Here is a 12,655-nt window from a genome sequence, read left to right as displayed (position 1 = left end):
CTCTCTCTAACCTACGGGCAACCCATCGGATGTCCTATCAGGAGATACCTGAGATCCCCGCCGAAATATCCTGATACGCCAAAACCCTTGAGCTGAGGTGGCCCAGAGCCGTTGGGTATCGACTTGGGAGTCGAACTCACTGAGAGGGGCAATTCTCCCCCTGGCCCAGCCCGATCGCCCCAAGGCCCGACCAGTTCAGAATCTGGCTGCTGGCGTGGGGAAATCTATTTTTCTCCGCTGAAGGTAGCTGCATCAAAAGGTCAGGAGTTCCCTATGACAGTTGCCTCTCGCCAGCACCACGCCGAATGTCTGAGCTTTTTGTGGCAGCTCACGGCCCAGCACCAGGGCGATACCGCTCCGGTGTGCCAATGGCTACTGGCTCACCCGGCCGCCGCTCAACCCCAGGCCCTGGCGGCGGCACTGCCCCTGGCGGCCTCGCGCTGGCTGGCGGCCCACGCCGACCCCGCCACTCGCCCCGTGGCCCTGCGGGTGATGGCCACCTTTGCCAACGCCATCCAGCAGGCCCCCCTGGGCAACCGAGCCGCCCAGATTGAGCTGGCGATCGCCACCTATAACTGGGTGCTCACTGAGCTGCCACCCCACTCGGTTGACTGGGCCACCACCCTCAACAACCTGGCCACCGCCTACCGTCACCGCCTGATGGGCGACCCAGCCGACAATCTGGAGCAGGCGATTAAACTCTACCAACAGGCGCTGGCGGTGCCCTCGCCCCTAACCTGGCCTGTCACCATGACGGGTCTGGGGGCAGCCTACCGCGATCGCATCCACGGCGACCCAGCCGAGAATATAGAGCGCGCGATCGCCGCCTACCAGCAGGCTCTGGGCGCAATTTCTCGCCACAGCCAGCCGATGGCCTGGGCGATGGTGACCAACCATTTGGCGGCGGTCTACGGCGATCGCCAGAGGGGCGATCGGCGGTGCAACATCGATATGGCCATCGATAACTACCGGCGAGCCTTTGCTGAGCTGTAGCCCTCTGCACGATCAGTTGCCTCTACCGATGACTATATAAACCCCATAATCCCCACCCACCTACGCCCATTCATCCATCCCACACCCCCGGTCTGAACCGACTGTAGTAGGATCTGGACATCTCAGCGCCAGCACCCAACCCAATGCAGAATTCAGGCTTTTTTCGCAGCGCCCAGCGGTGGATTTCTCGTACCCCCGAGCGCGCGCTCAACCAGGCCTACGAAGCCGCCCAGATGATTGAGGCGATTGAGCGCGAGTACTTTGGCGGCAACCCGATCTCGCCCCGCTACGGCAACTACGGCGACAGCGCGATCGCCTACTTCCAGGGCGAGCTAAAAAAATACCTGAATCTGATCAAAGTTCGCATGGCCGTGTTTCGGGCCAGCCGCTCGGTGGTGCGAGTCAGCGACCCCAGAATGACCGAGGTGCAGCTGCCCGCCGACGGAGCCGACGAGCTGGCCGTCAGCGTGATCGATCAGCAGGCGATGTTTTTTCGCAAGCTCCAGCTGATCGACGCGGTGCTGGCCCGCTACGCCAACCTCGACACCAGTCCCGAGCGGGTGATTACCCTTCCCAATGGGGGCAATGGGAGTCTGGAGCCGACCCCATCGGCTCAGGTGCTGCGGTCTAGAGCTAACCAGGCCCAGAACGACCAGAATGTAGCCAGGCAGAATGGAACGATACGCGCAGCGACTCCTTCGGGGATTGCGGTTCCTGCCGATATTACCCCAGACGGCACCCGGGCAGCGGGTCTTTCCGACCGGGTCAACGTGCTGCCCCGCTCCATCCTGCGCACCGTCGATCGCATTCGCCAAGACCTCGACCCCAACGCCGAGCAGGAGGTGGTCAGAGAGTTCCGCAACTCCAAGGCCAAAACCACCGCCGCCATTCGGTTTGTGCTGCTGCTGGTGATTGTGCCGCTGCTGACCCAGCAGTTTACCAAAACTTTTTTAGTTGGGCCAATCGTCGATCGGGTGCGGGCCGGAGGCGAAGAAGCCGAAGTCTTTCTCAACCTCGAAATGGAGGAAGAAGCCCTCCACGAGCTGCAGCAGTTTGAAGAGCGCCTGCGCTTTGAAGTGCTGATTGGCAAAGTCCCCGCCCTGTCAGAGCTCAATATCGAAGAGCGAGTTCGCGCCAAAGCCGCCGAAGTTGAAGAAGAGTACCGCGATCGCAGCGCCAGCGCCGTCAAAAACGTGTTCTCTGACATCCTGGCCGCGATCGCCTTCGCCCTGCTGCTGATCTACCGCAAGCAAGACGTCGCTAACATCAAAGCCTTCATGGATGAGATCGTCTACGGCCTCAGCGACAGCGCCAAAGCCTTCATCATCATTCTATTCACCGACACCTTCGTCGGCTTCCACTCCCCCCACGGCTGGGAAATCCTCCTAGAAGGCCTCTCGCGACATCTGGGCCTCCCCGCCAACCGCGACTTCATCTTTCTCTTTATCGCTACCTTCCCAGTCATCCTCGACACCATCTTCAAATACTGGATCTTCCGCTACCTGAACCGGATCTCGCCTTCAGCGGTCGCGACCTACAAGAACATGAACGAGTAAGGAGTGGGAGGTGAGGGTGTGGGTGGGTGAGTGAGTGAGGGGGGTAGGAAGATGGAGGAGATGGAGGAAATGGGGGAGATAGGGATGCGAGATGAGGCCGATTGCAGGTGCCCACAAGCCCATTCGCAAAATGTAGGTTTAAACCGATGATCGGCCAGTCCTTTCCGTGGGGTGAAGGGCGGCGGAACGCCATTCTCGACGGGGGTCTGGGGCCTGCGAAATGGCCCCAGCAGCAGATCTGGCTTTCGACCAAAATTGTGCGCCGCAACAAACCATAGTTGTCCCCCATCCAGCGCTAAAGATGTCGCTTGGGCAAATAAATGCCTCTTGCTCCTCGTTTTACCCCTAAGAGCAAGCCATCAAACCCCACCTACCCGTCCCGCAACATTGCCTATGATCCCCATAGACTCTACCGGCGAAAAAAGCGCCATCCCCTCAACAGGAATTAACATTTCATAAAACTACTACTGAGTCTTACCCTCCAGTGAGACAATCTGCCCACACCCAGCATCCCCCTAGCGATTGATAGCTGTGATACCTACCCTATAAACAGCAGCTTGTTATGCTCAAGCTGCTGCCCCCCCACAAGTTGCCCAGGCGCTAAACTCTAACCGTGTCGTTCAACTCAGCTCAAGCTCCCCAACTCTAAGGACACCCCCGTGTTTGAGTACCTCCCCCCCCTCAACGCCCACAACCTGCCCTACCCCGACACCATCCACCCCATCGTGGTGCACTTCGTCATTGCCATGGCCCTATTCGCCTTTGTGTGCGACGTAATCGGCTACTTCACCAAAAACCCCCGCTACTTCGAAGTCAGCTGGTGGAACATGGCCTTCGCCACCGTCTCCATTTTTATTGCCGTCATTTTTGGCCAGGTAGAAGCCGGCCTAGCGACCCCCTATGTGCCCTCAGCAGAATCCACCCTCAATCTGCACACCATCCTGGGCTGGTCACTGTCAGGCATCATCGCGGCCATTACCGGCTGGCGCTACGTACTGCGCCTGAACGACCCCAAGTCTATTCCTATCGCTTACCTGGGGGCCGGGGCACTGCTCACCGGGCTGGTGTTTTTTCAGACCTACCTAGGCGACAAACTGGTGTGGATCTACGGGCTACACACCGTTGAGGTGGTCGAAGCCATTCGCGATGGAGTGCTCTAATGAACGACGATCTCCTCAACCAGATGGCCGACCAACTAGGAGCCAACGGGCTGCCCTACTACCTGCCCATTCACCCCAACCTGGTGCACTTGACCTTAGGTCTGTTTATTGTCGCCATTAGCTTTGATATTGTGGGGGCGCTGTTTCCGTTAGAGAAGCGGGTGTTCAAGTTTTTGGCGGTACCCGCCACCCGGTCTAACTTCTTTGATGTGGGCTGGTTCAATATCGTGGCGGCAGCAGTGATCACCTTCCCCACCGTGGCCGCAGGGTTTTATGAAATGCTGCTGGCCCAGCCCGCCAGCGACGAGATCAGCGATTGGGGGTTGGGCAGCCTCGAAACCATGCTCTGGCACGGGGTCGGCGGCGTGCTGCTGCTGACGCTGATCACTGGCATGGCTATCTGGCGAGGCTTTCAGCGCTACGCCTGGCGTAAAGATCGGGCGCGGCAGGTGCAGTGGTCGTACCTGCTTACCGGCCTCGGCGTGTTTGTGCTGATGTTTGCCCACGGCACCCTGGGGGCGCACCTGGCCGGTGAGTTTGGCGTTCACATTAGCGCCGATATGCTGCTGCGGGCCGGAGAAGACTTATCGACCTTGAATGTGCTGTTGCCCAGGGGATTCTAGATTGTGATGAACATTCGGGTACTGCTTAGACTGGCCGCCCTGACCGGCATCATGGCTCCCATCAGCATTTGGATTGGGCAGCTGTCTTACTCATGGATGCCTGAGCCCGCCTCTGCTGAAGCGCTGCTGGTGGATAACCTATTCAGCTTTCTGACCACCCTGGGCACCTTTATTTTTTTGGGTGTGGCGGGGACGCTGCTGTACTCGGTGCTGTTTCAGCGGGCCGACAAGTACGACGAAGGCGACGGCCCCCCCATTGAGGGCAACCTCACCCTAGAGATTGTCTGGACGGCCATTCCCCTGGTGCTGGTGATCTGGATTGCGGGCTACAGCTACAAGATCTACGACGAGATGGGCATTTTGGGGCCGATGGAGCACATGCACAGGGGTGAGGCCATTGCGGCACCCCTCACCGCCCAAACGTCCACGGAACCTGAACCTATCGAAGTCCATGCCCGCCAGTGGGTGTGGGAATTTTATTACCCCGAAGCGGGCGTCGCCAGCACCGAGCTGCACCTGCCCAACAACACCCGCGCCAAGCTCGCCCTCACCTCCGAGGATGTACTCCACGGCTTCTTTGTGCCCGCCTTTCGGGTCAAGCAGGATGTGATTCCGGGGCGCAGCATCGACTTTGAGTTCACCCCCATTCGCGAGGGCGTTTACCGCCTGCGCGACTCCCAGTACAGCGGTACCTACTTTGCCGCCATGCAGGCCAATGTGGTGGTTGAGTCGCCCGAAGCATACCAGCAGTGGTTGAGAGACACCGCCGCGTTGCCCCCGCAGCCGGGGCTAAACCCCTCCTACACCGAGTACAAGGTGAAGGTAGAAAATCGAGAAAATCGCCCCGGCTGGAAGACAGTTACCCCAGCCCCGGCCCCGCTAGTCAACTTCCCCGGCTCCCCCGAGATCCCGGTGCCGAAACCCTAGCGATCCGACCATTTCTCTGGCGATCGCAGGTTGGGTAAAAGAAGTGCATCCCAAAAATCTCGCCGTTGGATTCCGCTACCGCTCCGCCCAATCTACCCATAGCCCAATTCAAAATCCAAAATTGCCCCCTCTCCCATGACTGACCTCTCCCTCGAAACTGCCCCTAAGCGCGAACAGCCCGTCCCCGGCGAGCCCGAAAACTGGCGGCGGTTCTTTAGCTTCAGCACCGACCACAAGGTGATCGGCATTCAGTACATGGTTGTCGCCTTTGTGTTCTTTCTGATCGGCGGTTTTCTCGCCATGGTGATGCGCGGCGAGTTGATTACCCCCGAAGCCGACCTGGTCGATCGCACCGTCTACAACGCCCTATTCACCATGCACGGCACCATCATGCTGTTCATGTGGACCTTTCCGGTGCTGAACGGGCTGGCCAACTACCTGGTGCCCCTGCAAATTGGCGCGCGGGATATGGCCTTCCCTCGGCTAAATGCCGTCGCCTTTTGGATGGTGCCGGTGTTTGGGGTCATTCTGATGGCCAGCTTTTTGGTGCCCGGTGGCCCAGCTAACTCGGGCTGGTGGTCATATCCGCCGGTGAGCCTGCAAAACCCTGCCGGCAATTTGATCAGCGGCCAGTTCCTCTGGCTGCTGGCGGTGGCCCTCTCCGGGGTCTCCTCCATTTTGGGAGCGGTGAACATTGTCACCACCATCATCCGCATGCGGGCACCGGGCATGACCTTCTTCAAAATGCCGGTGTTTTGCTGGGCGGTGATGGCGGCGCAGATGATTCAGCTGTTTGGTCTGCCCGCCCTCACTGCCGGGGCCGTGATGCTGCTGTTTGACCTGAGCGTTGGCACCAGCTTCTTTGACCCTGCCACCGGGGGAGACCCGGTGCTATACCAGCACTTCTTTTGGTTTTATTCTCACCCGGCAGTGTACGTAATTATTCTGCCGGTGTTTGGGGTGTTTTCAGAGCTGTTTCCGGTACATGCCCGCAAGCCGCTGTTTGGCTATAGGTTTGTGGCGGTGTCGTCGTTTGTGATTACGGCGCTAAGTGCGGTGGTATGGGTGCACCACATGTTTGCCAGCGGCACCCCCGGCTGGATGCGGATGCTGTTTATGGCCACCAGCATGACCATCTCGGTGCCGACTGGGGTGAAGATTTTTGCCTGGGTAGCCACTATCTGGGGTGGTAAACTGCGGCTGAATACGCCGATGCTGTTTGCCCTGGGCGGCCTGGTGAACTTTTTGTTTGCGGGCATCACCGGCATTATGCTGGCGGCGGTGCCCTTTGATATCCACGTCAACAACACCTATTTTGTAGTCGGCCACTTCCACTACGTGATCTACGGCGCGGCGGTGATGGGCATCTACGCTGCCATCTACCACTGGTTCCCCAAAATGACGGGGCGCATGTATTACGAAGGGCTGGGTAAGCTGCACTTTGCCCTCACCTTCATTGGCGTCAACCTCAACTTTTTGCCCATGCATCCCCTGGGGCTGATGGGCATGCCGCGCCGGGTGGCCTCCTACGACCCCGAGTTTGCCTATTGGAATGTGATGGCTAGCCTGGGGGGCTTTTTGCTGGGGGTGTCTACCCTGCCCTTTTTGCTGAACATCATCAGCTCCTGGATTCAGGGGGAAAAGGCTCCGGCGAACCCCTGGCGGGCGATTGGGCTGGAGTGGCTAGTGGCCTCGCCGCCGCCCCACGAAAATTTTGCCGAGATTCCTATTGTGGTGTCTGAACCCTACGGCTACGGCAAAAACGAACCTTTGATTGCACAGCAAACGGCATCTATGGAGTCGGCCAGTGAGCTCAATTGACCTCGACCAAAACCTCAATACAGGGGCGACCGTTCACGCCACTGAGCACCACGAGGAAGGCGAACACCGCATGTTTGGCTTCATCATCTTTCTGATCTCAGAAAGCGTGATTTTCCTCAGCTTTTTTGTCGGCTACATTGTTTACAAAACCAGCGCCACCGACTGGCTCCCCGCCGGAGTGGAGGGGCTAGAGGTGCGCGAGCCGTTTATCAACACCATTGTGCTGGTGTCGAGCAGCTTTGTGATTTACTTTGCCGAGCGCTTTTTGCACAAAGAAAACCTCTGGGGCTTTCGCGCCTTTTGGCTGTTGACTATGGCCATGGGCAGCTTCTTTCTCTACGGCCAGGCGGTGGAGTGGCAGGGGTTAGAGTTTGGCTTTACCGATGGCCTATTTGGCGGCACCTTTTACCTGCTGACGGGCTTCCACGGGCTGCATGTGCTGACCGGAGTGCTGTTGCAGGGGGTAATGCTGGGGCGATCGTTTATTCCGGGCAACTACGACGATGGCGAAGTCGGCGTTGTCGCCACCTCCCTCTTCTGGCACTTCGTCGATGTGATCTGGATTATTCTATTTATCTTGATCTACGTGTGGCAGTAGTTGTGGCCCTCACCCCCAGCCCCTCTCTCTGAGGGAGAGGGGATCCGGAGACTACCTAAAAAACCTCTGTCTAGGTATCTACAATGAGCACTCAAGTCACGATCACACTGCCAGATGAAGTCTACCAACGGGCTGAGCGCTTTGCTCACCTGGCTAATCGGGATGTGGCCAGTGTATTAGCGGACTCGATTTTGCTCTCAATACCAGCTATTCGCGAAGAGGCGCTAATGCTGGCCCCTATCTCGTCCTTAGAGGATGATGAGGTTATCGCCTTAACTCAATTACAAATGGAGCCTGATCAAGATCAGCGGCTCAGCCTGCTGCTTGGTCGCCAACAAGAGGCCACTTTAACTAGCTCTGAACACCTAGAGTTAACAACTCTAATACAGATCTACCAAGAGGGGTTACTGCGGAAAGCGACAGCCCTAAGCGAGGCTGTGAAACGAGAATTGATTGAGCCGTTAAGCGAGTGAGCCAAATTAGTGCAGAAGTTCGAGAGAGAGTCAGGACTGATGCTAGTAATCGGTGTGGATATTGCCTCAGTCAGCAGAAGTATGTGTTAGGCATTTTAGAAATTGCCCATATTGTTCCTAAAGCGGCGGGTGGTTCTGATGATGAGGAAAATTTGTGGCTGGCCTGTCGGCTATGTAACTCTTATAAGGGCACTCAGACTAGGGCAAAAGATCCTGTTACCCGCCGCACTGTAAACCTCTTCAATCCCCGTTTACAAACCTGGGAACAGCATTTTGGATGGATTAACGGCGGTATTTTAATTGAAGGCAAAACGGATATAGGTCGCGCTACCGTTGGTGCCCTACAGATCAATAATCCCTATGCCGTTACGGTCAGGCAAGCCTGGATTTCTGCTGGATGGCACCCACCCGATACATTTTCTATCTGAACCTTTTATAGGAAAGCACCATGATTATCGACGACCAGCACTACGACGTGATCATTGTGGGCACTGGAGCCGGGGGGGGAACGCTGGCCCGCAAGCTAGCCCCATCGGGTAAGCGAATTCTGCTGCTAGAGCGGGGTGATGCCATGCCTCTGGAGGAGCAGAACATCAGCAATGTGGATATCTTCCAGAAGCAGCGCTACCATGCCCCCGAGCAGTGGTATGACGGCGAGGGTGAACCGTTTACGCCGCAGATGAAGTATGCGATCGGCGGAAACACCAAAATCTACGGGGCCGCCCTCCAGCGCATGCGCGAAAGAGACTTTGAAACGGTGAACCACCAGGATGGCATTTCGCCCGAGTGGTGCCTGAAATACGCCGATCTGGAGCCTTACTACGCCGAAGCCGAGGCGATGTACCAGGTGCATGGACAGAGCGGGGTAGATCCGACTGAGCCCCCTCGCAGCGGAGATTTTACCTACCCGGCGATCGCCCACGCTCCCACCATCCAGCCTGTGGTAGAGGGCATTGCCAAGCGGGGCTGCCATCCCTACCCGCTGCCTATCTCTCTGTCGCTGCGAGAGGATGACCCAACCGGGGATGCGGAGGTATTTGGGGTGACCCCAGCGCTAGATTTTGGCAACGTCACCCTCAAAACTTCGGCCAAGGTTATGGGGATTCTCACCAACCCGTCGGGTACGGCGGCCAAGGCGGTGCAGGCTGAGATCAACGGCCAGCCCTACCTGTTTTTGGCCGACATTATTGTGCTGGCCTGCGGGGCGATTAACTCGGCGGTGCTGCTGTTGCGATCGGCCAATGAGAAGCATCCTACCGGACTAGCCAATGGCTCTGATCAGGTGGGCCGCAACCTGATGAAGATTCAGATGAGTTCCATTGTGGAGGTGACGGCGCAGCCCAACTCGGGTAAGTTTCCGCGCTCCGTAGGCGTTAACGACTACTACTGGGGCGATGGCCAGTTTAGCTACCCCATGGGCCACATTCAAAACATGGGCGGGGTGCTGCAAGACGCCATCTTTGCCGAGTCGCCCCCGGTGCTTTCGCTGATTACCAAGTTTATGCCCAACTTTGGGCTGAAGCAGTTGGCGACGCGATCGATCGCCTGGTGGGCCATGACCGAGGTCTTGCCCGACCCCAAAAACCGGGTGGAGGTCAAAGACGGCAAGCTTTATCTTCACTTTGCCGCCAACAATGCCGAGGCCCACGATCGCCTCGTGTACCGCTGGCTCGACGTGCTCAAGGCGGTTGAGAAAGACAGCAGTTTGTTTTCGCGATCGGGCATGCACCCGCGCGGCGAGGTGCCTTTGCCTGTCGTCGCCAACCAGTGCGGCACCTGCGTCATGGGCACTGACCCGGACACCTCGGTGCTGGATATTAACTGCCGCGCCCACGAGTTAGATAACCTCTACGTGGTCGATAGCAGCTTTTTCCCCTCTAGCTCCAGTGTGGGGCCAGCACTGACGGTGATTGCCAATGCCCTGCGGGTGGGCGAGCATTTGCTAGAGCGACTGCGGTAGTTAGGATGATGCCCCTAGCACCGGCCCAATGTGGTGCATGACGCTCACCACCTCGTACAGACCGCTATCCTGCGGCTAAAACCATCGTGGCCGCGTACCTCACCCACCCAAATCCTCCTCCCAGCAGACCAGCGCCTCCCCACCCGGTTGCTACCATAGCTGTAGCGCTCAAGCCGCAGCTTTCTGTAGCTTTTTAACCAAGGGAATCATCGCCCATGTGTGGACGTTTCAGCCTCAATCAAACCGGTGATGACCTAGCCAATGCCTTTGACCTCAGGCCCAGTCCTCCCGTGGGGCCGCGCTACAATATCGCCCCCAGCCAGCCGATAGCCACGGTAGTTGCCACCACCGAAAACCCAGAGCCCTATTTCGACTTCCGGCTGTGGGGGCTAATCCCAAGCTGGGCCAAAGACCCCGCCATTGGCAGCCGGATGATCAACGCTCGGGCCGAAACCGTGGTCGAAAAGCCGTCGTTTCGCGCTGCCTTCAAGCGCCGTCGCTGCCTCATTTTGGCCGATGGTTTCTACGAATGGCAGGCCATTTCGGGCAGCAAAACCAAGCAGCCCCACTACATCTTTCTCAGAGACCGCCAGCCCTTTGCCTTTGCCGGGCTGTGGGAGCACTGGAGCGACCCAACTAGCGGCGGCGAACTGCAAACCTGCACCATTCTCACCACCACTCCCAATGAGCTGATGGAACCAATCCATAACCGCATGCCGGTGATTTTGGCCCCAGATGACTATGCCGCGTGGCTCGACCCCGACTACTACCAACCCCAAGCGCTTCAGGATATGCTGCGTCCCTACGACGATGCAGCCATGGATCGCTACCCGGTTTCGACGGTGGTCAATAAGCCCCAAAATGACTCCCCCGACTGCATCGAGCCCCTTGATACGGCATCGGATGAACTCGTCAAGGCTTAGTGCCGGGGGCTAGCTACTGAGGGCTATCGCACCAGGCGAGGATACAGGCGACCGCAAAAAGCGATCAGCACAGCGGCTACGCCCACCAAAATCGAGAGGCTCAGCCCCAGGCTGTAGCTGCCCGCCGGTTCTACCAGCATCAGCTGGCGCAGGGCATCGACCATATAGGTCAACGGGTTGAGCCGCGACACCACCTGCAACCAGGCGGGCATAATCGAGATTGGGTAGATCGCGTTGCTGGCAAAGAATAGCGGCATCATCATCAGCTGACCCACGCCCATCACCCTCTCGTGGGTCTGCGCCCAGCAGGCGACGATGAGGGAAAAGGTCGAGAACAGCGCTGCCCCCAGGATTACCACTAGGGCTACGCCGAGAATTGCAAGAGGGTTCCAGTTGATGGCCACGCCCATGAGAGCCGCCACAATATAGATGATCAGCAGTTGCGACAGGCATCGCACTCCGGCCCCGATCGCTTTCCCCAGCACCAAAGCCGATTTTGGGGCAGGGCTAACCATCAGCTTGTGCAAAATCCCCAGATCCTTCTCCCAGATCACCAGCAGCCCGGTGAAAATCGACATAAAGAGAACGCTTTGGGCCAAAATGCCCGGCGTCATAAAGTCGATGTAGCTGAGCCCCCCAGTGGGAATGCCCCGCACCTGGGTAAACACCTGACCAAAAATGGTTAGCCACAGCACCGGCTGCACCGCGCGGGTAAACAACTGAATGGGGTCGTGGCGCAGCTTGCGAATTTCGAGTTCGGCGGCGACTAAGGCCTTGGCGATAAAGTCTTCGATGGGGGCGGTCACGCGACCTCGGTTAGCCCAGCCGTTGAGCGGTGCGTCGTGTAGTTGACGTGTCACGATAGCTTCCTTCGTTGTCGGTGGTCAGGGGGTTGCGGGTGTAATGGATGAAAACGTCATCCATGGTGGCTTCGGGGTGGGGCACGGTGGCCTTGAGCGCGGCGGGGGTGCCCATGGCCACCTGCTGGCCGTTGTAGAGCATGGCGATGCGATCGCACAGCACATCCGCCTCTTCCATAAAGTGGGTGGTGAGAAACACCGTGGTCTGGTAGTCGCGCCGCAGCTGCAAGATCAGATCCCACATGGTTTTGCGGGCCACCGGGTCGAGCCCTACGGTCGGTTCATCCAGAAACAAAACTGGCGGACGGTGCAGGGTGGCCTGGGCCATCTCCAGCCGCCGAATCATGCCGCCGGAGTAAGTGTTGACCAGGCGATTCGCCACCGTGTCAAGTCCTACATAATGCAGGGCGGCGTGGATGCGATCGAGCCGCTGCCGCCGGGGCACGCTGTAGAGTTTGGCTAAAATCAGCAGGTTTTCGTAGCCGGTCAGGTTGCCGTCTACCGACAGTGCCTGGGGCACGTAGCCAATGCTGCGCTGCACCCCAGAGGGCTGGCGGCCAATGTCGTATCCGGCGATCGCTGCCCGTCCACTGCTAGCCGGTAGCAGAGTGGTGAGCATTTTAATCACTGTGCTTTTGCCCGCCCCGTTCGGCCCTAGCAAACCAAAGACTTCCCCCGGTTCCACGGTGAGGCTAAACCCATCTACCGCCATTTTGGTGCCGAAGCGCTTGGTCAATTCCTGAATTTCAATCATCGTCATA

The 12,655-nt window shown here is 58.1% G+C and carries 14 protein-coding genes; 12 read left to right on the top strand and 2 right to left on the bottom strand.

Translation table 11 applies throughout. The features are described from left to right. The first annotated feature begins 273 nt into the window (after window positions 1-273). The 12 genes from VB780_RS09080 (at window position 274) to VB780_RS09025 (ending at window position 11,034) form a co-directional block, all read left to right on the top strand. Window positions 274-993 (top strand): tetratricopeptide repeat protein, encoded by a 720-nt coding sequence (locus VB780_RS09080; protein WP_323350818.1) that lies wholly within the window; start codon window positions 274-276, stop codon window positions 991-993. A gap of 143 nt (window positions 994-1,136) precedes the next feature. Next, the gene (locus VB780_RS09075; protein ID WP_323350817.1) at window positions 1,137-2,549 is read left to right on the top strand and encodes a proton extrusion protein PcxA; all 1,413 of its coding nucleotides are present in this window, start codon (window positions 1,137-1,139) and stop codon (window positions 2,547-2,549) included. A 146-nt stretch (window positions 2,550-2,695) separates the two neighbouring features. Then, on the top strand, window positions 2,696-2,827 hold the full coding sequence (locus VB780_RS09070) for a hypothetical protein (RefSeq protein WP_323350816.1): 132 nt from the start codon (window positions 2,696-2,698) through the stop codon (window positions 2,825-2,827). Window positions 2,828-3,208: 381 nt separating this feature from the next. Then, the gene (locus tag VB780_RS09065; RefSeq protein ID WP_323350815.1) at window positions 3,209-3,709 is read left to right on the top strand and encodes a DUF2231 domain-containing protein; all 501 of its coding nucleotides are present in this window, start codon (window positions 3,209-3,211) and stop codon (window positions 3,707-3,709) included. Beyond that, window positions 3,709-4,332, top strand: a complete 624-nt coding sequence (locus tag VB780_RS09060) for a DUF2231 domain-containing protein (RefSeq protein WP_323350814.1) — start codon at window positions 3,709-3,711, stop codon at window positions 4,330-4,332. Before VB780_RS09065 ends, VB780_RS09060 begins: the two co-directional genes overlap by 1 nt. Window positions 4,333-4,338: 6 nt before the next feature. Beyond that, on the top strand, window positions 4,339-5,259 hold the full coding sequence (locus VB780_RS09055) for a cytochrome c oxidase subunit II (RefSeq protein ID WP_323350813.1): 921 nt from the start codon (window positions 4,339-4,341) through the stop codon (window positions 5,257-5,259). A 135-nt stretch (window positions 5,260-5,394) separates the two neighbouring features. Continuing rightward, window positions 5,395-7,080: a cytochrome c oxidase subunit I gene (gene ctaD / locus VB780_RS09050; RefSeq protein WP_323350812.1), complete on the top strand. Its 1,686-nt coding sequence runs from the start codon at window positions 5,395-5,397 to the stop codon at window positions 7,078-7,080. Beyond that, window positions 7,067-7,678, top strand: coding sequence for a heme-copper oxidase subunit III (locus VB780_RS09045; RefSeq protein WP_323350811.1), 612 nt, complete (start codon window positions 7,067-7,069; stop codon window positions 7,676-7,678). Before ctaD ends, VB780_RS09045 begins: the two co-directional genes overlap by 14 nt. An 83-nt stretch (window positions 7,679-7,761) precedes the next feature. Further along, window positions 7,762-8,151, top strand: coding sequence for a hypothetical protein (locus tag VB780_RS09040; RefSeq protein WP_323350810.1), 390 nt, complete (start codon window positions 7,762-7,764; stop codon window positions 8,149-8,151). Then, window positions 8,148-8,579 carry an HNH endonuclease gene (locus tag VB780_RS09035; protein WP_323350809.1) on the top strand — a complete coding sequence of 144 codons (432 nt, stop codon included), beginning with the start codon at window positions 8,148-8,150 and terminating at the stop codon, window positions 8,577-8,579. Before VB780_RS09040 ends, VB780_RS09035 begins: the two co-directional genes overlap by 4 nt. Window positions 8,580-8,599: 20 nt before the next feature. Then, window positions 8,600-10,111: a GMC family oxidoreductase gene (locus VB780_RS09030; protein WP_323350808.1), complete on the top strand. Its 1,512-nt coding sequence runs from the start codon at window positions 8,600-8,602 to the stop codon at window positions 10,109-10,111. 215 nt (window positions 10,112-10,326) lie between these two features. Next, on the top strand, window positions 10,327-11,034 hold the full coding sequence (locus VB780_RS09025) for an SOS response-associated peptidase (RefSeq protein WP_323350807.1): 708 nt from the start codon (window positions 10,327-10,329) through the stop codon (window positions 11,032-11,034). 23 nt (window positions 11,035-11,057) lie between these two features. On the opposite strand, the gene VB780_RS09020 is transcribed toward VB780_RS09025, so the two are convergent. Together VB780_RS09020 and VB780_RS09015 are read right to left on the bottom strand one after the other, a co-directional pair. Next, window positions 11,058-11,894 carry an ABC transporter permease gene (locus VB780_RS09020; RefSeq protein ID WP_323350806.1) on the bottom strand — a complete coding sequence of 279 codons (837 nt, stop codon included), beginning with the start codon at window positions 11,892-11,894 and terminating at the stop codon, window positions 11,058-11,060. After that, the gene (locus VB780_RS09015) at window positions 11,851-12,654 is read right to left on the bottom strand and encodes an ABC transporter ATP-binding protein (protein WP_323350805.1); all 804 of its coding nucleotides are present in this window, start codon (window positions 12,652-12,654) and stop codon (window positions 11,851-11,853) included. Before VB780_RS09015 ends, VB780_RS09020 begins: the two co-directional genes overlap by 44 nt. Window position 12,655: the final 1 nt, after the last annotated feature.

The sequence above is a fragment of the Leptolyngbya sp. CCNP1308 genome, assembly GCF_034932455.1.
GTDB lineage: Bacteria > Cyanobacteriota > Cyanobacteriia > Phormidesmidales > Phormidesmidaceae > Nodosilinea.
This window is presented reverse-complemented; position numbering and strand designations above follow the sequence as displayed.